Source organism: Haloferax sp. Q22, assembly GCF_001482285.1.
GTDB lineage: Archaea > Halobacteriota > Halobacteria > Halobacteriales > Haloferacaceae > Haloferax.
Genome location: NZ_LOEP01000018.1, coordinates 1 through 19,042 on the forward strand (window position 1 = coordinate 1; position 19,042 = coordinate 19,042).

Annotated in this window: 20 protein-coding genes and 1 tRNA gene; 7 read left to right on the top strand and 14 right to left on the bottom strand. The window is 68.0% G+C overall.

Annotated elements, in window-relative coordinates; all coding sequences use genetic code 11:
• From AM590_RS07780 to AM590_RS07795, 4 genes are all read left to right on the top strand, one after another.
• A partial coding sequence (locus tag AM590_RS07780) for an ABC transporter permease (RefSeq protein WP_058826978.1) occupies nucleotides 1-1,587 on the top strand: 1,587 nt, incomplete at its 5' end.
• A complete protein-coding gene (locus AM590_RS07785) occupies nucleotides 1,580-2,638 on the top strand; it encodes an ABC transporter permease (RefSeq protein WP_058826979.1) in 1,059 nt (352 codons plus the stop codon). The genes AM590_RS07780 and AM590_RS07785, both read left to right, overlap by 8 nt.
• A 93-nt stretch (nucleotides 2,639-2,731) precedes the next feature.
• Nucleotides 2,732-3,061: a DUF5798 family protein gene (locus AM590_RS07790; RefSeq protein WP_058826980.1), complete on the top strand. Its 330-nt coding sequence runs from the start codon at nucleotides 2,732-2,734 to the stop codon at nucleotides 3,059-3,061.
• Nucleotides 3,062-3,243: 182 nt separating this feature from the next.
• Entirely contained in the window at nucleotides 3,244-4,224 is a 981-nt protein-coding gene (locus AM590_RS07795) for a PLP-dependent cysteine synthase family protein (RefSeq protein WP_058826981.1), read from the top strand.
• A gap of 51 nt (nucleotides 4,225-4,275) precedes the next feature.
• Here AM590_RS07795 and AM590_RS07800 read toward each other — a convergent pair whose 3' ends face one another.
• The 3 genes from AM590_RS07800 to AM590_RS07810 form a co-directional block, all read right to left on the bottom strand.
• Nucleotides 4,276-4,695 (bottom strand): CoA-binding protein, encoded by a 420-nt coding sequence (locus AM590_RS07800; RefSeq protein ID WP_058826982.1) that lies wholly within the window; start codon nucleotides 4,693-4,695, stop codon nucleotides 4,276-4,278.
• Between the two features lie 87 nt (nucleotides 4,696-4,782).
• Nucleotides 4,783-5,394 carry a hypothetical protein gene (locus tag AM590_RS07805; RefSeq protein WP_058826983.1) on the bottom strand — a complete coding sequence of 204 codons (612 nt, stop codon included), beginning with the start codon at nucleotides 5,392-5,394 and terminating at the stop codon, nucleotides 4,783-4,785.
• A 187-nt stretch (nucleotides 5,395-5,581) separates the two neighbouring features.
• Nucleotides 5,582-6,436, bottom strand: a complete 855-nt coding sequence (locus AM590_RS07810) for a geranylgeranylglycerol-phosphate geranylgeranyltransferase (RefSeq protein WP_058826984.1) — start codon at nucleotides 6,434-6,436, stop codon at nucleotides 5,582-5,584.
• A 94-nt stretch (nucleotides 6,437-6,530) separates the two neighbouring features.
• Here AM590_RS07810 and AM590_RS07815 point away from each other — a divergent pair.
• Nucleotides 6,531-6,605, top strand: a tRNA-Arg gene (locus AM590_RS07815).
• Between the two features lie 94 nt (nucleotides 6,606-6,699).
• Here AM590_RS07815 and AM590_RS21250 read toward each other — a convergent pair.
• Entirely contained in the window at nucleotides 6,700-6,828 is a 129-nt protein-coding gene (locus AM590_RS21250; RefSeq protein WP_256364936.1) for a hypothetical protein, read from the bottom strand.
• A gap of 68 nt (nucleotides 6,829-6,896) precedes the next feature.
• On the opposite strand from AM590_RS21250, the gene AM590_RS07820 reads away from it, so the two are divergent.
• Nucleotides 6,897-8,234 carry a permease gene (locus AM590_RS07820; RefSeq protein WP_058826985.1) on the top strand — a complete coding sequence of 446 codons (1,338 nt, stop codon included), beginning with the start codon at nucleotides 6,897-6,899 and terminating at the stop codon, nucleotides 8,232-8,234.
• Between the two features lie 63 nt (nucleotides 8,235-8,297).
• On the opposite strand, the gene AM590_RS07825 is transcribed toward AM590_RS07820, so the two are convergent.
• From AM590_RS07825 to mvaD, 7 genes are all read right to left on the bottom strand, one after another.
• The gene (locus AM590_RS07825; RefSeq protein ID WP_058826986.1) at nucleotides 8,298-8,606 is read right to left on the bottom strand and encodes a non-histone chromosomal MC1 family protein; all 309 of its coding nucleotides are present in this window, start codon (nucleotides 8,604-8,606) and stop codon (nucleotides 8,298-8,300) included.
• Nucleotides 8,607-8,702: 96 nt separating this feature from the next.
• On the bottom strand, nucleotides 8,703-9,689 hold the full coding sequence (locus tag AM590_RS07830; RefSeq protein WP_058826987.1) for a phosphotransferase family protein: 987 nt from the start codon (nucleotides 9,687-9,689) through the stop codon (nucleotides 8,703-8,705).
• Nucleotides 9,690-9,769: 80 nt separating this feature from the next.
• Entirely contained in the window at nucleotides 9,770-10,468 is a 699-nt protein-coding gene (locus AM590_RS07835) for an HAD family hydrolase (protein WP_058826988.1), read from the bottom strand.
• Nucleotides 10,469-10,567: 99 nt separating this feature from the next.
• Nucleotides 10,568-11,722, bottom strand: coding sequence for an acyl-CoA dehydrogenase family protein (locus AM590_RS07840; RefSeq protein WP_058826989.1), 1,155 nt, complete (start codon nucleotides 11,720-11,722; stop codon nucleotides 10,568-10,570).
• A 99-nt stretch (nucleotides 11,723-11,821) separates the two neighbouring features.
• The gene (locus AM590_RS07845; RefSeq protein ID WP_058826990.1) at nucleotides 11,822-13,531 is read right to left on the bottom strand and encodes a histidine kinase N-terminal 7TM domain-containing protein; all 1,710 of its coding nucleotides are present in this window, start codon (nucleotides 13,529-13,531) and stop codon (nucleotides 11,822-11,824) included.
• A 164-nt stretch (nucleotides 13,532-13,695) separates the two neighbouring features.
• Complete coding sequence (locus AM590_RS07850) at nucleotides 13,696-14,829, bottom strand: NAD(P)/FAD-dependent oxidoreductase (RefSeq protein ID WP_058826991.1); 1,134 nt, start codon at nucleotides 14,827-14,829, stop codon at nucleotides 13,696-13,698.
• 66 nt (nucleotides 14,830-14,895) lie between these two features.
• Nucleotides 14,896-15,870 carry a phosphomevalonate decarboxylase MvaD gene (gene mvaD, locus AM590_RS07855; RefSeq protein ID WP_058826992.1) on the bottom strand — a complete coding sequence of 325 codons (975 nt, stop codon included), beginning with the start codon at nucleotides 15,868-15,870 and terminating at the stop codon, nucleotides 14,896-14,898.
• A 663-nt stretch (nucleotides 15,871-16,533) separates the two neighbouring features.
• Here mvaD and AM590_RS07860 point away from each other — a divergent pair.
• Nucleotides 16,534-16,974, top strand: a complete 441-nt coding sequence (locus AM590_RS07860; RefSeq protein ID WP_253805903.1) for an SRPBCC family protein — start codon at nucleotides 16,534-16,536, stop codon at nucleotides 16,972-16,974.
• 67 nt (nucleotides 16,975-17,041) lie between these two features.
• Here the strand turns inward: AM590_RS07860 and AM590_RS07865 are convergent, their stop codons facing one another.
• From AM590_RS07865 to AM590_RS07875, 3 genes are all read right to left on the bottom strand, one after another.
• On the bottom strand, nucleotides 17,042-17,695 hold the full coding sequence (locus AM590_RS07865) for a hypothetical protein (RefSeq protein ID WP_058826994.1): 654 nt from the start codon (nucleotides 17,693-17,695) through the stop codon (nucleotides 17,042-17,044).
• A 96-nt stretch (nucleotides 17,696-17,791) separates the two neighbouring features.
• Nucleotides 17,792-18,373, bottom strand: a complete 582-nt coding sequence (locus tag AM590_RS07870; protein ID WP_058826995.1) for a flavin reductase family protein — start codon at nucleotides 18,371-18,373, stop codon at nucleotides 17,792-17,794.
• A 201-nt stretch (nucleotides 18,374-18,574) separates the two neighbouring features.
• Entirely contained in the window at nucleotides 18,575-19,006 is a 432-nt protein-coding gene (locus AM590_RS07875; RefSeq protein ID WP_058567461.1) for a DoxX family protein, read from the bottom strand.
• Nucleotides 19,007-19,042 lie beyond the last annotated feature (36 nt).

The following is a 19,042-nucleotide window of genomic DNA, read 5'->3' on the forward strand; positions in this document are numbered from 1 at the left end:
GTCAGCGAGACGCACATCTCGGTCGCGGACACGCAGACCGGTCGGGCCGCCTACAGCGCGTTCCGCGACGCGGTCCAGTCGTACAACGAGCGACAGATGGCCCACGAGGAGAACCAGTCCGCGGCGTTCCCGGTCGTCGTCGACCTCCAGTACCGCGAGCGCGCCGCGCTCGTCCCGGCCGGAAGCCGCGTCGACGGCGGCGCAGGTGGAGGAGGTGGCGGAGTCGGAACCGGCGACGGCGGGGGAGCCGGAACCGGTGGCGGCGGAGCCGACACCGGAACCGATGGCGGAACCGCTGACGACGCGGGCGGAACATCCGCCGACGGCCCGGACGCGTCCGACGCCGCGGCGGCCGACGACGGCGGCGTCGACGCCCCGTCGCTTGGTGGGATAGCGGGCCTCTTCGGCGGCGACACCAGCGGGTCGCCGGCGAGCATTAGCCCGCCGTTTCCGTTCGCCTCGCTCGTCCTCGCATTCGCTTTCCTCGTGCCGATGAACTTCGTGATTCAGGCCTACGGGTCGAGCGTCCTCAACGAGCGCATCAACCGCCGCGGCGAACTGCTCCTCGTCGCGCCCATCTCGCCGAGCGACATCGTCGCCGGCAAGACGCTGCCGTACCTGCTCGGCACGGTCGCTATCACCGTCGCTATCGCGGCGGCGGTCGGCGGTGGCGTCGTCTCGGTGGCCGCGGTCGTCCCCATCGGCCTCCTGTTTCTCGCGTCGACGTTCGTCGGCGCGATGTTCGCCCGCTCGTTCAAGGAACTCACGTTCGTCACGGTGACGGTGTCTGTGTTCCTGACGACGTACACGTTCGTCCCGGCCATCTTCACGAACGTCACGCCCATCGCGCTCATCTCGCCGTTGACGCTCGTCGTGCGCGACCTCGCGGGCGAGTCGATTCCGCTCGGCGAGTTCCTGTTTTCGGTCGGGCCGATTCTCCTCGCCGCGGGCGTGTTGTTCCTCCTCGGCGTCGGCGTCTACCGCGAGGAAGACATGTTCACCCAGCGGCCGGTCCCGCTGAAGTTCCTCGATGCGCTCGACAGCCGAATCTCGCGGGCGCGTTCCGTGGCGACCCTGTCGGCGCTGTCGATTCCGTTCGTCTTCATCGCCGAACTGCTGGCCATCGCGGTGCTGTTCGTCCTCCCGGTGGACCTGACCGTCCCGATGATTCTTCTCGCGGTCGCGATCATCGAGGAGTTGGCCAAGAGCCTCCACGTTCTCGCGGCCTTCGAGAAGGCGCGCTTTTCCCGGACGCTCCGGTCGTCGCTCGTCCTCGGTGGGCTCTCCGGGCTCGGCTTCTTCGTCGGCGAGAAGTTCACCGCTATCGCCCAACTCGCCGGGTTGCAGTCGCTCACACTGGGACAGACCGCCTTCGCGCCCTCCGGGGTCGGTATCGGCGACGGCACCGGCGTGAGCGCCCTCGTCGTCCTCGGACTGTTCCTCGCGCCGCTGGCACTCCACGCGGTGACCGCCAGCGTGACCGCCCTCGGGGCGAGTCGGGGGCGCTCGGCCTACGGTGTCGCGCTCGTGGGTGCCATCGTGATTCACCTCGTCTACAACCTCCAGGTGGTGAACGCCCTTGGGTAGCCCGCGACTCGCCATCGCCCGGCGCGAACTCGGCAGTCTCCGCAAGGAAAAGACCATCGTGCTGGCGCTGGCCATCCAGCTGTTCGTCGCGGCGTTCTCGTCGTTCCTCGTCGTCGGGCTCGTCTCGTTGTACGACCCCGGCGCGGCGAGCTATCAGGTCGACGTGGCCGTCACGGGCGACGAGGAGGCAGTCGAGGACCTGCTTCGCGCCGTCGGGTCCGAAGACGGGCTCAGCGGGCGACCGTACGACTCCACGTCGGCTGCGATGACGGCGTTCCAAGAGCGGGAGGTCGATGCCGTCTTAGCGGCGTCCACGGGCGAGGACGGCAGGATACGAATCGCGGCGGTCGCGCCCGATACGGGCGTGGAGACGACGGCGGTCGTCACCCGCCTCCGCGACGCGCTCCGCGAACTGGAGCGCAACGAGCGCGAAGAGTGGAGCGCGTTCCTCGCCACGGACCCGCTTTCCCTCCCGCCGGCGGCGGAGTCGAGCCCGTACTTCGGCTTCACCTACACGGTGCTCGTCCCGCTGTTGTTGTTCCTGCCCGTGTTCATCTCGGGGTCGCTGGTGGTCGATTCGCTCACGGAAGAGGTCGCCCGCGGGACGCTCGAACTCCTGCGGGTCGCGCCTGTGAGCTTCGCGGCCGTCGTGGACGGGAAGCTCCTCGCGGCCGGCGGACTGGCCCCGGTGCAGGCGGTGGCGTGGATGCTCCTCCTCCAACTGAACGGGTCGACTATCGAGAGCGTTCCGTGGCTGTTCGGCATGGTCGCCGGGCTCTCGGCCGTCGTCGTCACCCTCGGCGCGGCGGTGGCGATCACCTCGCCCGACCGTCGGGTCGCCCAACTCCTGTACTCCATCGGCGTGCTCCTCGTCTTCGCGGGCGCGTCGCTGCTGCCCCTGAACCCCGCGAACACGGCCGCGCGACTGGCCCTCGGGACCGCGGGCGTCGGCGCAAAGGTCGCCGTCGCGGGACTCGTCTTCGTCGGCGTCGTCGCGCTCGTCGGCCTCCGGTTCGTCGTCGACCGGGTTGACCCGAACGAACTCGGCTGAGGTCCGGTCCCTCAGTTCCGCTCTCGGCGTTCGCGTCCGTCGCTCCGACATCGCACCGGAAGTCGTACAAGCCCCGAGTCCGAGAGGCGAAACATGGCACTCGGAGGAACCGCGAAGAAGCTCCAGAAGGTCGCAGAGATGGCCGAAGACGTGTACAAGAAGCTCAACGAACTGCGCGAGCAGGTCGTTGAAGTCCGCGAGACGGTCAACGAGACGAAGTCGCGCGTCGACCGGCTCGAAGCCGAGAACGCCGAACAGCGGGCGATTCTCGAAGCAATCGCGGAAGAACAGGGCGTCGACCTCGACGCCGCCATCGCGCAGGCGCACATCTCCGAAGCCGAGGAGGACACCGCCGGAGACGAGGCCGACGCGTCTGACGGCGACGCCGACGCGTCGAGCGACGCCGCCACCGACGAAGCGTAGGCCGACCGACCCCTCCGTCCCTCTCGTTCGCTTTCGGCATTGGTCCCCTGCCACAGCCCCGCTTCCAGTCTCAAAGACGGTGCTTTCGACCGGCCTCAACCGCTCCGACCCCGAGCCGACTGTCGATGAGGTGGTGAATCGGGATGAAAACGTTCAGGGCCAGGGGCAACTTTTGCCCACGTATGACCACGCACCGCGACCCTCTCGACTCGGTGCTCGACACCGTCGGCGAGACGCCGCTCGTCAGAGTCCACGCGTCGCCCGACGAGGTGCCCGTCTACGCGAAGCTCGAATCGTTCAACCCGGGCGCGAGCGTCAAGGACCGCATCGGGACGTACATGCTCGAACAAATGCTCGAATCGGGTGAGCTCCCCGAGGGCGGCACTATCGTCGAGCCGACCGCCGGCAACACCGGCATCGGCTTCGCCGTCGGGGCCGGACAGCTCGGCATCCGCGCGGTGTTCGTCGTCCCCGAGCGGTTCAGCGTCGAAAAACAGACGCTCATGCGCGCGCTCGGTGCCGACGTGGTGAACACGCCCACGGAGGACGGGATGGGCGGCGCTATCGACCGCGCCCACAAGCTCGCCGACGAACTCGACGACGCCGTCGTCCCCCAGCAGTTCTCCAACCCGCTCAACCCCGAGGCGCACTACAAGACGACCGCGCCCGAGGTTTACGACGCGCTCGACGGCGAAGTGGGCGCGCTCGTCGCCGGCTGCGGCACCGCGGGCACGCTCATGGGAATGGCGCGCTACGGCCGCGAGCACCACGAAGACACGTTCGTCACCGCCGTCGAACCCGAAGGCTCGCTCTACGCCCGGCTCCACGGCCGCGACGTGGCGGAGGCGTCGTACAAGACCGAGGGCATCGGGACGCACGACCCCGCGACGAACGAGCTGTTCGACCCCGAACTGGTGGACGAAATCGTCCAAATCGCCGACCGCGACACCCACGACGAGATGCAACGCCTCGCCGCCGAGGAGGGCCACCTCGTCGCGTCGAGCGCCGCCGCCAACTCGCTGGCCGCCGTCGACGTGGCCGAGCGCGCCGCCGCCGGCGACCTCGACCTCCCGTACGACACCGTCGTCACCGTCTTCCCCGACTCCTCGGAGCGATACCTCTCGAAGGGCGTCTACGGCGACTTCGAGTCGTGGGAAGGGTAAAAACGGCGGTTCAGCGGCCGGCTCCGACCGACTCGTCGCTCCGCCGCCCGCTCAGGCGAGCCGCGAGTGCTCGACTTTGAAGCACTTGTCCTGAACGAACGAGAGTCCCGCCTCCTCGGCGCGGGCGGCCGCGTCGTCGTCGCGGATGCCGAGTTGGAGCCAGACGGCCGCCACGTCGCCGCGGTCGGCGGCGCGCTCGATTGCGGTGTCGACGATGTCGCCAGCCTCCTCGGACGGTCGGAACACGTCCACGAGGTCGATGTCCTCGTCCACGTCGGCGAGCGAGTCGTACGCCGTCTCGCCGAGGATTTCGTCGTGGAAGGGGTTGACCGGAACGACGCGGTAGCCGTGGCGCTGCATGTACGCCGGGATGTCGTGGGCGGGCTTGCCGGGCGTGGCCGAACAGCCGACGACCGCGATGGTCTCGGCGTCGAGCAGCACGCGGATGTCGTCGTCGCTGGTGATGGGCATACCTACGACGTGGCCGGCTGCGGATAAAAACGTCAGGCGGGTGTGCGGCGCGGCCGTCGTCCCAGTCGGGACACCCGGACTCCCGTCTCAGTGGTCCGCGATGCGGATGTCCGGCGGCGCGTCCTCGTGGGTCGTGATGATGCCGTCGAAGAGCTGTTTGATGGTGTTCATCGTCCGGTCGTCGTGGGCGTCGGCGTCGATGGTGAACAGGCCGAGGCCGCCCACGCTCTGGATGCGGCCGGTGAACACGTGGAGAAATCGGAAGACAGTCTGGAGGTCGGCGTACATCAGGAGCGTCGACAGCGAGTGGAGCATGATACGGTTCTCCGGGAGCCCGCGGTCCTGGTAGTACTCCTTGAGAATCTCCGAGAGCTTGATTCCGATTCCGGTCATGTCGACCGGCGACGACGTGTATCGGATTCGGTCGTCGTCGCGGACCTCGCCGACACCCTGCTGTTTCGTGACGCAGTCGACGATCGCGACGGGTTTGCCCTCGTAGTCGAGTCGCTTACCGAAGTCGTTGAGAATGCGGTCCGCGCCGTCTTTGGTCGTGACGATAACCGCGCCCTCGCCGTTTCGAGTGCCCTCGGCAAGGATGTCGAGCGCCAGTGAGCGCTTGCCGGTCAGTGGCGGTCCGACGAGAAGGAGGTTCGTCCCCGGTTCGACCTCGACGTCGAGGTCAGCGCCTAGCTTATACATGCGGGTACCTCGGTTCGACGGTATCGACTCCGAGGAACGCAATCGCGTGACGCTTCCGCTCGCCGAGGGTCATCGGATAGTACGACCATTCGGTGAGCCGGTAATATTCTTTTTGATTGGCGGATAGAACGCCCTCCGTTCGTCGGCGCGTTCCCCGGAATCCGACCGATTGTTCGTCCGCATACATTTATATGGTTCCTCCAGTCTGCGCCGTCGCCCGTCCGACGATGAAGGCGAACGCCGCTAAAAACATCCCGTATTTGAGTCGGCGCTGGGCGGCGGCCGGGTCGGCGAACGCCCGCGTCGCGGCAGCAAGCATGACCGCGTCGGCGGGGACGACGACGCCGAGGTACGCCAGCCCGAACCCGCCCCAGATGAACGGCACTGCGCTCGCCGCGACGGCCACGACCAAGACGACCGCGCCGAGCCACAGCGACGCCTCCTCGCCGACGACGATGGGAAGCGTCCGCAGTCCCTCTTCCCTGTCGCCACCGATGTCCTCCACGTCTTTGACGATTTCGCGGGTCAGCGTCGCCAGCGCGGCGAGCACACAGAGGACGACCGCGCCCAACGGCTCGCCGATGGCCGCGCCGCCGAAGAGGAACGTCGAGCCGGTGAGCGCGGCGACGACGACGTTGCCGATACCCGGGAGCCCCTTGAAGAACTCCGTGTACGCGAGGAGCGCAACGAGGTTGACGACGGCGATGGCGATGGCGACGACCGGGAGGACGAACGCCGAGACGACCGCCCCGCCGAACAGCGCGACGCTGAACCACTTCGCCTCGGCCGCGGTCACCGCGCCGCGCGGAATCGGCCGGTCGGGGCGGTTGATGCGGTCGATATCGCGGTCGAAATAGTCGTTGATGGCGTTGCCCGCACCCGTGGCGAACACGGTGGCGAGCATCGCCGCAACGACGACGAGCGCGTCGCTCGGGGCCGCCCCGGCGACGAACGCCCCGGTGAACGTGAGGACGCCGGCAGCGACGGCGTTTCCCGGTCGGGTGAGTTCGACGAACCCGCGCGCTCGCGTACCGAGAGACATACCCCGTACTGTTCGGAGGTCGGGTATAAATCGCGCGGAGTCGCCGCCTCGAATCAATCCATTTAAAACAGTCCACAACAGACGAAGTCATGTAGGGCGCTTAGCTCAGTCTGGACAGAGTGCTTGGCTTCGGACCAAGTTGCCGTGGGTTCAAATCCTGCAGCGCCCATGATTCTTCCGCGAACAACGTGAGTGGAGAATCATCTCCGCGAAATATTGGAATCGGTGAGCGACGGAAGTGAGCGACCGCTGTTCACAATCCTCTAGGTCCGAGAGACCGCCCGCCGCCGGGCGCACCGCTCGCCTTTCGGGTGCTCGTCGGAGCCGCCGTACCGACCCTCGGCTTTCTCGCTTAACTGGGCCGCCGACTCGTCTTCGGAATCAAAACTCACGCCGCGTCGAAAGCCCGATTCTCCTAGGCACAACCGAGTTAGGTACGGCTCCCCTCATATTTACCCCCATGGACCGGACCGAATACGCGATACTCACGGTCATCGCACTCGCGACGGTCGGCATCGGCGTGTTCACGACCACGGAGCCGCTGGGGACGTTCCTCGTCGAGAGCGCCCGAGAGGCGCTTTCGACCACCGCGGCCATGGCGTGGGTGACGTGGTGGGCACTCGTCGTCGGCTTCGCAATCGCCGGCGGCGTGGAGGCGTGGACCTCGAGCGAGGAGGTCTCGGAGCTACTGGAGGGCCACGGCCCGCGGGAAATCGGCTACGGCTCGCTGTTCGGCTTCGTCTCCTCGTCGTGTTCCTACAGCGCCATCGCCACGGCGAAGAACCTGTTCAAGAAGGGCGGATCGGCGGCGGCGACCCTCGGGGCGTTCATGTTCGCCTCGACCAATCTCGTCATCGAAATCGGCGCGGTCATCTGGATTCTGCTCGGCTGGCAGTTCCTCGTGGCCGACATCCTCGGCGGGTTCATTCTCATCGGGCTGATGGCGTTCGGCTTCGTCTACCTCGTGCCCGACGAGGTGGTCGAACAGGCCCGACAGAACGTCCAAGACGAGGGCTCGGAGACCGTCCGCGACCCAGTCTGCGGGATGGAGGTGAATCCCGACGAGACCGAGTACTCCGTCGAACACGACGGGCGGACGTTCTACTTCTGCTCGGAGTCGTGCAAGGAGAGCTTCGACCCCGAGGAGGCCAACACGACGGTCCGCGAGCGGGCGACGTCGCTGTCGGGGTGGAAGGCGCTCGCCGACAAGCAGTGGAAGGAGTGGGGCATGCTCTGGGACGAAATCGCTATCGGGTTCATCTTCGCCGGCCTCATCGCCGGGTTCATCCCCGAGTCGGTGTGGACCTCGGTGTTCTCGGGGCCGGCGTTCGGGCTTCCGGTGTACGTCTTTTGGACCGCGGTCCTCGGGGCCGTCATCGGCGTCGTCACCTTCGTCTGCTCGGTCGGGAACGTCCCGTTCGGGGCGGTCCTGTTCTCGAACGGTCTGCCGTTCGGGAGCGTCCTGAGCTACATCTACGCGGACCTCATCGTCCCGCCCATCATGGACGCCTACCGCGAGTACTACGGGACGACGTTCGCGGCCGTCCTCTCGGGGATGATATTCGTCGCGGCGGTCTTGACGGGCGTCGTCATCCACTTCGTCTTCCTCGGCGCGGGGCTCATCCCGGCGCCCGAGAGCGTCCAAATCGCCGAGGTACGCATCGAGGCGGATTACAAGCTCGCGTTGAACGTGTTCGCCACCGGCCTGTTCGGCGTCCTCTACTGGCTCCACCGCTCGGAGTCGGTCGGCGACGACGGCCACGGCGGCCACGACGAGGTAACCCAGGCCGGCGACTAAGCCGGTAACTCGACCCGTGACCCGCAAAAAACGAAGTCGTCCCCGAACCGCCGAACCCTCGACTTACGCCTCGAGGTGTTCGATACCCTGCTTCGAGACGTTCGCCCGAGTGACGTAGTCGTCCATCCACTCGGGGGCGTCGTCGTCTTTCTCCTCGGTCCACGCCCACCCCTCGTAGACGTGGACGCGGTCGGTTCCCCGCTCGCGGAGCCTGAGCGTCGCTTTCCCGTCGATGTCATCGGGGCTCGGGGCGGGGTGGAGCCGTCGAGCGGCCTTCAGCGCTGCCTGCCGGGGATACGTTCCGCTGAACACGCTCGTCTCCTCGCCGTCTTCGACGAGGACGAAGTTTCGCTTGCCGTCTTCTCGTACCATGCTTGTCCCTACCACGCACTCCGAATTAGTAGTTCGTGTCGGCGCGGGGCGCGGCGCGCCTTCGAATGGAGTCGACGGCACCGACTCCGAGCGGGGTTACAACAGCGCGTCGAGTCGGTTCAGATGGAAGTCGAGCGCGGCCGCCCCGGTCCGCTCGGGATAGCCGGGACGGGTGACTTCCCCCGCCGAATCGACCGCCGAGTGGACGACGGCGGCGACCCGATAGGCGCGCGGAACCGCCGGGGGCGGCCGGACCGACTCGTAGCCCGCCCGGAACGCCCGGCGAAGTGGCGCGCCGTCTTCGACGTACCAGTCGGCGACGAGGTGTTCGACCTTGGCGACGGCAAGCCCCGGCGCGGCGGCCATCGGCTGTCCCCAGTCGAGCACGGCGGTCACGCGGCCGTCGGCGACGAGCGCGTTCCCCGGTCTGAAATCCCACGGGTAGAGGCGGGACGGCGGGTTCGCGGGGAGCGACGCGGCCGCGACGGCGTCCGCCAACCGCTCTCGAAGCCCGTCGAACTCGGTCGGAAGCGCGGCGATTCCCTCGCGGGCGTAGGCGGAGAACCACGTCTCCCAGTCGCTGCCGTCGGCGCTCGCGGCGTCGAACCCGCGGTCGGTCAGCGAGTCGACGACACCACAACCGCCACCGTCGGCCCGCGGTCTCCCGCGGGCCGACCGTCCGAGCCGACCGTACCCCCCGAAAGAGAACGCTTCGTGAAGCTGGCCGAGACCGACGCCGAAGGACCGGGCGACCCGTCGCCGGGCCGCCGAATCGAGCGAGACGAACCGCTCGTGGAGTTCGTCGCCGGCGGCGCGCTCGACGACGACGTATCCGAACCCGTCGAGCGCGCCCGACGCGAGAATGCGGGGGACCGGAATCGTCGTGCGCTCGCGGACCGCCCGCGAGAGGTCGGCTTCGAGGGCCAGCGCCGCGGCGTCGGTCGCCGTCTGGACGACGACTTCCCCGCCGTCGGCGAACGTCGCCACCGCGGTCCGCTTGTGGTTCCCGTTCGGCACGCGGGCCGTCGCCGCGACGCGTCGCTCGGGAAACTCGCGGGCGAGCACGGTTGCGACGGGGTCCATGGAGCCACTCTAGGGGCGACGCCAACAAAGGTCCAGCGGACGGCGCACGGGCGGGCGGCCGGCGGCGACCCCAGCCGTCGTCACCGCCTGTCGTCGAGAATCGCCAAAAACTCGGTGAGCGACCGGAGGACGTACGCTGGGGCGTGCGCCCCGGCGTCCGGGGCGTTCGCACCGTCCGCCTCCGTTTCGACCGGGCACCACGCGGCGTCGAGGCCGGCGCGATGGGCACCGTCAACGTCGAACTCCAGCGAGTCACCGACGTGGAGGCTCGCGTTCGCCTCGGCGTCGAGGTCGGCGAGCGCCCGGTCGAACGGGTCGGGATGGGGTTTTCGTCGCGGCATGTCGCCCGCGAAGACGACCGCGTCGAACGCGTCGGCGATGCCGAGCGCGTCGAGTTTGATGGACTGCCGCCGCTCGGGCCCGTTGGTGACGAGGCCGACCGACGCGTGGTCGCGGGCGGCGGCGAGCGCGGCCTCGGCACCGGGACGGAACGAGACGGCGGAGTAGTCGACCGTCTCGACGAACCCGCGGGCCAGCGCCCGAACGTCAACCCCCTCGCGGTCGTGCTTCGCCGCGACGCGCTCGAAGCCGTCGGCGAGGTAGCCCTCGTGGTCGTCGTGGTCCGGCGGGCCGTCGAGCGCGGTCCAGAGGTCCGACGGCTCGCCGAAGCGGTCGAGACCGGCGGCGTCGAACGCGCCGGCGTAGATGGTCTCGCCGCTCTGGTCGTTCGTACAGAGCGTGTTGTCGAGGTCGAAGAGAATCGCGTCGAACGGTGCCACACTCTCCCTTGGAGCGGCGGCGGTAAAACCTCGTCCACGAGTGATGTCGTCCGCGGCGGCGGCCAGACGCCGCGAGCCGCGGGCAGTCTCAGACCCGACTCAGAACCCCTTGCCGAGCAGTTCGCGGGCGATGATATTCTTCTGAATCTCCGTAGTACCCTCGTAAATCTGCGTGATTTTCGCGTCGCGGTAGAGCCGCTCGACGTCGTGGTCGTTGACGAAGCCGGCCCCGCCGTGAATCTGGACGGCCTCGTCGGCCACGTCGGTGGCGACGTTCGAGGCGAACTCCTTAGCCATCGACGCGAGCGCAGTCAGTTGGTCCTCGTCGTTGTCGACGCTCCACGCCGACTTGTAGGTCAACTGTCGGGCGGCCTCGGTCGCGGTGTGCATCTCCGCGAGCTTGTGTTGAATCGCCTGAAAGTCGCCGATGGGGCGGCCGAACTGCTCGCGCTCTTTGGCGTAGTCGAGCGCCCGCTCGCAGGCACCCTTGGCGATGCCGACCGCCTGCGCGGCCACCGCGGTCCGGGTCTCGTCGAAAAACTGCATGAGCTGGAGGAAGCCCATCCCCTCGGTGCCGACGAGGTTCTCCTCGGGCACGCGCACGTCGTCGAAGACGAGTTCGGCCGTATCGCTGGCGCGGATGCCCATCTTCCCCGTTATCTTGTCCGCGGAGAACCCGTCGCGGTCGGCCTCGACGATAAGCTGCGAGAAGCCCGCGTAGCGGTCGTCCGCGTCGGGGTCGGTCTGGCACATGACGACGAAGTAGTCGCCGACGCTCCCGTTCGTTATCCACATCTTGGTGCCGTTTATGATCCACTCGTCGCCGTCCTTCTCGGCGCGGGTCCGCACCGAGGTCACGTCGGACCCCGCCTGCGGCTCGCTGATGGCCGCACCCATGACGGATTTACCCTCGGTAATGGGCGGCAGGAAGCGCTCTTTCTGGTCGTCGGTGCCGAAGCTGATGATGGCCTCCGCGCCGAACCCGGCGCTCGTGATGCAGAGCCCGATTCCGGGGTCGACTGCGAACAGTTCCTCGGTGACGAGTGCGTTCTCCAGCGAGGAGTAGCCGACGCCGCCGTACTCGACGGGGAAGTGCGCCCCAGTCAACCCCATCTCCGACGCCTTGCGGACGGCCTCAGCGGGGTACTTCTCGGCCTCGTCGTACTCGCCCGCGACCGGTGCGACCTCGTTTTCGGCGAACCGTCGAACCTCCTCGCGGATGGCCCGCTGTTCGTCCGAGAGCGAATATTCCATGATTGTTAATCACATACATATCCGATAACAGTTGTCACACAGCGGGAAACGTGCGGTGAGTTGATCCGACGGACGGTGCGCCAGCCGCGACCGGGTCGCTCAGTCCGCGGCTTCGACGGTCACGAGCGGGAGTTCGATGACGAAGACGCTCCCCCGCGGTTCGTTGTCCTCGATATGCACGGTGCCGCCGAAGTTCGTGACGATGGTCTCGACGAGGTACAGTCCCGTTCCGGTGCCGGGGCTTTCGAGCCCCTTCGCGCCCTTCCCGAAGACGACCGACTTCCGCTCGTCGGAGATGCCTGGGCCGTCGTCGGCGATGCGGACGGTGACGCACCCGTCGTCCACCGCCGCCGAGACGGCGACCGACGGCTCGTCGCGGTCGCTGTGGACGACCGCGTTCTTCAGGACGTTCACGAACACGGAGTCGAGCAGGTCGTTAGCGGACACCGTCGCAGACGGGAGGTCGCCGACCTCGAACATCGCGTTCGAATAGCCCTCGCGCACGTCTTCGACGGCCTCTCGGAGCGTGGCCCCGACGTCGAGGTGACGGCGGCGCTCGTCGTCGTTCGTCGCGCGCATCAACTGTCCGAGTACGTCGGTGAGGTCGACGGTGTTGAGCGCCCGCCGGAGCGCGGTCTCCAACTGCGACCGCGCCTCGTCGGACAGCGGCTCGTGTTTGAGGACGATGTCGATGTACGCCGTCACGAGCTGCATGTCGTTTCGGATGTCGTGGCGGACGATGCGGTTGAGCACCTCCAGTTCGTCGTTCCTCGACTCCAAGGCGAGTTCGTAGTGCTTCCGCGGCGTCACGTCCCGGACTGAAATCACCCAGCCGAGTGGGTCGCCGGCTTGGTCGAGCGGGATGCGCGTCAACTCGACGTAGCGTTCGCCCTCGACCAGTACGTCGCACGACGAGCGACCGTCGCCGAGGTCGTCGTAGTTCGGGAGGGCCTCGCTCGCCGAGCGGCCGAGGAGCGGGTCGCCGGTGCCCAACAGCGGGCGGACGTGGTCGTTGACGTGGACGACGACCTCGTTGGCGTCGAGGACGATGAGACCGTCGGCCGAGTGCGCGCCGGCGGTCGCGTAGGCGAGCGGGAGGATGTCGAGGAGCTTGTAGCGGTAGACGGCGATGCCGAACGTCACCGAGGGGACCGCGAGCGAGGCGGGGATGAGATTGATCCCTCCGGCGAGTGGCGGCGTGCCGGTGAGTTCGAGCGCGGCGACGACCGACGGCACGAGCATCCCGACGATGAGGAGCGTCGCCTGCGTCCGGTAGGGGCGGTCGAGTTCGAGGGCGTACTGACCGATGATGCCGAGTCCGAGAAACAGCAGGACGAAGCCGTAGACGAGGCCGAACACGCTCACCGGGCCGTCGGCGACGGAGAGTATAGTCACGCCGTCGACGGTCGACAGCTCCCAGCCGGTGTAGCCCAACTCCAGCGGGTTGGTGAAGAGGACGACGAGGAACACCGCGGGGACGACGTACAGCGACGCCACCACGTGCCTGTCGAGCAGTTCCCGGCGGTCGGTGTACGCGAGGGCGAAGACGAAGAACGTCGGCGCGGCGGCCATCGCACCGACGTGGAGGAACTTGTACGCGAGCAGTTTCGCCCCGGGGTCGACGAGGAATAGCTTGACCGCCGTCGTCGCGGTCCAGAGGCTGACGGCGGCTGTCAGCACGGCGAACGAGACGACGGTCGGGTTCCGCCCGCGGTGGCGGACGAACTGGACCGCGTAGGCCGAGAGGACGCCGGCGACCACCGCCGCGAAGACCATCGGGTAGGCGTAGGCGGTGTGCTGCCAGTTCATCGAACACCTCGCTCGTCAGTCACGGTTCGAGCGGTGCCCTCGGAGGCGTCGTCTCGGAGATGGTGCCCGGCATCGTTGACTATGGACGGCGATACTCCGCCATCGGATAAAGAACTTCTCAGGGGAACCCCTCGACTACGGGAGCGCTTCTGTCGGGGGCGGCGTCAGGCGTGCAGTTCCTCGTCGACGAGGTCGACCGCTCGCGAAATCGCGCCGACCGAGGTGAGGTGGCCGGCTCCGACGGTTGCCTTCATCGCCTTCGCGGCCTTCCCGCGGAAGATGCTCGGGCCGACCTGCGCGACCGCGCCGTCGCCGACCGAGACGATCCAGCCGGGCACTTCGAACCGGTAGGGGTCGGGCCGCGGCGCGAAGTCGTTCCCGTCGCCGTCGAGTTCGAACTCGACCTGCGCCGCGACGTTGCCGGCGACGGTTTTCGCCTCCCGGAGAGCCGCGGAGGCGCTCGCGGGGACCGGCTCGCCGTCGGCGTCGACCGCGCGGGCCGCGTCGCCGACGACGAACGTCCGCCGGTCGAGTCGGAGGTCCGCCCTGACGAAAGGTCGCTCGCCGCCCATCGCGTCGTCGCCGGCGATGCCGCCCGTCCAGACGAGTAGGTCGTAGTCGATGTCGCCGGTGTCGGTCGCGACGGTCGCGCCCGTCACCGACTCGACGGTCGTCTCGGTCCGAATCTCGACGCCCCTGTCAAGGAGTTCGTCGCGGACCGCCCGCTGGAACGACTCGGCGAACGACGGCGCGACGGCGTCCAGTTGTTCGACGAGAACGATATCGGCGTGCGCGTCCTCCTCGTCGCGGAGGGCGGCGAGCTCGCCGGCGACCTGCACGCCCGACAGCCCCGCGCCGCCGACGACGACGGTGCCGCCCTCGTCGCAGTCGTCGAGGAACCGCTTGCGGATGGTTTCGGCGTCGGCGACGCGCTTCAGCGGGACCGAGTGGGCTTCGAGACCGGGGATGCCGTGGTAGGCGGTCTCAGCGCCCAGACAGACCGCGCAGTAGTCGTAGTCGAGGGCGTCGCCCTCGGCCAGTTGGACGGTCCGCGCGTCGCGGTCGACGCCCGTCACACGGCCGACGACGACCTCGGCGCGGTCGAGCGCCTCGTCGAGGGGAACCTGAATCGCGTCGGCGACCGCCGGCCGCCGAATCGCGCGGTGAACTTCGTGTTGGACGAGGTGGTGGGGGGAGTCGTTCACCACGGTCAGGTCGGCGTCGGCGGGAAGTCGGCGTTCGAGGTCGCGGGCGAGCGTGAGGCCCGCGTACCCGGCACCGAGAACCAGGACACGCATGACTGACGGGTAGGGCGCGAGAGAAAAGAGGGTGACGGCGGGTGCAGCCGGCGCGTTCGCGACCGCTCAGAACAGCGCTTCGGACTCGTCGAGCACTTCGGCGGGGCCGCCGACACCCCACACGTCGGTCTCGACGCCGCAGTCGGCGACGGCTTTCTCGACGCGGTCGACGTGCTCCTCGGTCGTGTTGACGTAGACGCTCGCGCCGGTGTCGGTCGAGAAGTAGACCGGCACGTCTTCTTCGTTCCGGAGCCTGCGGACGGCGTTGAAGACGGCGATGGTGCGCGGCTGCCAGTAGACCCAGCCGGCGGGGCCGGTCATCGTCGTCGCCGCGAGCGACAGCGAGTCGTGCTCAGCGAGTTCGAAGGCGGCGTCGAAGTCGCCGTCGTACAGCGCGTCGCGCATGTCGTCTATCTGGGCGTGGATGTGGGCCATCCGCGCCTGGAACATGTGGCTGTCGGCGGCCTCGGCGTGGGCCTGCTCGGTCTCCTTGTAGGCGGGGACGTGCGCGGCGACGATGCGCAGGTCGTCTTCGAGGTCGGTCTCGATGCGCTCGGAGCGACAGTCGGTGTCGTTCATCCCCGAGTAGAGGTGCGACACCGCGCCCGTGACGGCGCGAGCGGCGGACGCCGACCCGCGGCGGGCGATGGTCGAGACTTCGGGGCGCGTCATGTCGAGGCCGGCCGCCTCGGCGAGCGCCATCGCGGCCGCGGCGAACCCGGACGCCGACGAGCCGAACCCGATGTTCGAAGGGAAGGAGTTCTCGCTTTCGAGGCGGACGCGGTGGTCGAAGCCGGCCAGTTCGCGGACCCGGTCGACGACGGCTTGGATGCGCTCCGCGCCGCGCCCTTCGACTTCCTCGCCGCCGATGACGTAGACGTCTTCGTCGGCGTCGGGGAGGAACTCGACGGTCGTCTTCGTGTGGCTCGGTGCCGTACAGACGCTGATGCTGTCGTGGTACGGCATCCGGCGTTCCGTGTCTCGCATCCCGTGATACTTCACGAGGCCCTGAATCGGGTGGGCCTTGGCGGTGGCCTTCATGTTCGAACGCCCGTCGGACTCGGGGTTAAACGTCCCGATAGGTGTCGGCTCCGGCGGGTAACGAGTCCAGCCGGTCGGACGGGTACAGTCGGTCGGAAATCGAGTGCGCGCCGGCGGAACGGCCGGCGCGAGTCGGTCGCAACGGTGCGCAGGAAGGACGCACGTTCTCCCTCTCCAGCGGGAGGCGGTCGAGTTCGATGCAGTCGGTCGATCGGTCGGTTACGTGGGTCGTTGTATCGTGTTGGCTGTCTCGTGGTTGATTCGCTGGGTTCGTTTCGATTGGTTGGCTGGTTGGTCGAGTTCGGTGCGAGTGGTTCGTTGCTGTTCGGTCGGTTCGTTGCTGTTCGGTCGGTTCGTTGCTGTTCGGTCGGTTCGTTACGGTTCGATTAGTTGGCTGGTCGGTCGATTCGATGCGTGTGGTTCGTTGCTGTTCGTCGTCGTGCGATTGGTTCTGCCCGGCTATTCTGTGGACTCGGATTCGTGTCCTCGCTCCCAGACGTTCGTGACACTCTCGCCTGTCGGCGGTGTGTGGCTGACGTCTCGCATCGTCGCATTCGGGCGGTCACTTGTGTTGCTCATGTGTTGCCTTGGTAATTGCTACCACGGTTCGCGGATAAAGATTTCGGCGATATTATATTACGACTTATTAGCATACTAGGAGATATGAGGGGTGAGTCGAGCCGGACCCGAACGCGGGTGGAGCGCACGCCTGAGGGGCGGCGACTGGTCGTTTCCCGGCGGATTTCGGCTCCCGCGGCGGCGGCGTGGGACGTGTTGGTGTCGGTCGCCGACTGGCCCGACTGGGGGCCGAGCGTGTCGGCCGTCCGCGGCGTCGACGGGCGCATCGAGGCAGGCAGTCGCGGCGAGGTCCGCGTCGCCGGCGTCTGGGTGCCGTTCAGCATCGAGACGTGCGACGACGAGTCCCATCGGTGGACGTGGCACGTGGCCGGGATTCCGGCGACGGGACACCGAGTGGAGTCGGTCGGGGCCGACCGCTGCGAGGCGGGGTTCGAAGTGCCGGTTCTCGCAGGGCCGTACGCCGCGGTCTGTGCGCTCGCGCTGCGCAGAATCGAGCGGCTCGCGAAGCGTCGCGCTCGCGGGTGAGACGGGTCGCAGGGAAGACAGGTCGCAGGGAAGGCAGAATGTGTGAGTAAGCGACCCCAAACGCCGTTCAGAACGGCCCGAACAGCACGAACGCCGCCGCGACCGCCGCGATGACCACGGCCGCGACGAGGAGCGCGAGCGCGCGACCGGACCCCGCGTCCGACGCGGCGTCCGCCTCGGCCGCAGCGCGGGCTTCCTCGGCGTCAATCTCGTCGACGATGTCCTCGAACTCCGGTTCGTGCGGCTCGTGGTACTCGTCGATGATGTCCTCGTCGAGGTCGGCGTCTTCGAGCGCCTCCACGAGGTCGGGAAGCGCCACGAGGTCGATGGGGCGTTCGACCTCGTCGGGGTCGACGAGGAGCGCCCGGTCGCCGTCCTCGTCGGGCTCGTCGAGCTGCTCGTCGGTCGCGAACGCGAGGGCGAGCGTCTCCGCGGCCTGCGCTTCGTCGCCGGTCGTCAGGAGCGTCCCGTCGATGCCGCGGTCGTCGCAGCGCTCAGCGAACGCCTCGACACTCCGGGCGTCGAACGCGGCTTCCACGTCTATCCAGACGACCTCGGTCGGTTGTGACTCGCCTTCGGGGGCCGCAAAGAGGAACGTCCGCCCGTCGCGGACGCTCCGTTTCGTTCGTTCCCCACGGGTCGCGCGGACCCGCTCGACGACGGTCGCGGCGTCATCGGTTTCGAGAAACGAGAGTACGCTCGACAACGACACGTCGCTCATTGGTTCGACAGACTCCGTATCCCGCGATAAATCTTCGCGCCCCATTATCAATTTTCGATAACGGGAGGGTCGTCGGAGCGGTTCCGTCGGAAGGGGCTAGTCCGGGCGGACGAGTTCGAACCGGTCGTCGGTCGTCGCGTACTCGTTGCCCGCCAGGCGGCCGACCGCGTCGAGTTTCCTCGTGTCGAGTTTACCGTCGGTCAGCACCTCGTCGGCGACGTGCGCGTGGACGACCTCGCCGAGGACGAGCGTCGATGAGCCAACCTCCATGCTGTCGTAGAGGGTGCACTCGAAGACGACTTTGGCGTCGGCGACGCGGGGGGCGTCGACCCGGACGGCCTCGGCCTTCTCGATGCCGGCGTGTTCGAACTCGTCCACGCCGGGCGGGACCGTCGCGGCGGTCTCGTTCATCGCTTCCACGAGGTCGCGGGTGACGACGTTGACGACGAACTCGCCGCGGGAGATAGCGTTTCGCGGCGTGTCCTTCAGCGACGGGCCGCGGCCGACCGGCGCGAAGACGAGCACCGGCGGGTCGACGCTGGCGACGGTGGAGAAACTGTACGGCGCGAGGTTGTCGGCGTCGTCGCCGCGGGTGCTCACCCACGCGATGGGGCGCGGGACGACGGCCCCCGAGAGCAGGCGGTACGGGGAGCCGAAGGCGTCGGGCGCGCCGTCCATCAGCGACCCCCCGCCGCGGGCGGTCGGGATCGGCTACTCGGCAGGTGACGAGGATGTGTCGAATCCGGTATTGCGTCGGTCACGAATGGGTATATGGTGGGTTCGGACGCCGATGAATCTGTGGGGCGGTGACGCCTCGGGAGTCCGCCGAGGTCGCGTCGGAACGCGCGTCAGGGTTCGTGTCGTGAGTTGCGTCGGCGGTCAGAACAGCGTCAGGCCGATGGCGTAGGACCACGTCGTCCCGCTGAGCGCGAGGAAGACGAGCGCGCCGCCGAGCATGACGACGTTCTTGAGGAAGCCGGTCATCTCGGACTCCTGTTGGTCCTCGGGGACCGCCCAGAAGTTGTGGAACACCGGCGTTCCGACGACGAGGAAGACGGCGACGGCCCCGGCGGCGAGCGCGGGGAAGACGCCAAGGGCGATACCGAGACCGCCGAACACGAGCATCCCGCCGGAGACGACGACGCCGAGGCGGGGTGCCGGCAGGCCCTTCATCTCCGCGTAGCCGGTCATGTGGTCGAGGTTCAGGAAGTGGTTGAGTCCCATGAACGCGAGCACCGCGCCGAAGAGGACGCGCGCGAGGAGGAACGCGATGTCCGCGCCGGGGGCGGCGAACTGGAGCGCGACGCTCATCTCGGCACCTCCGTCGCGTCGGTGGTCGTGTGGCGG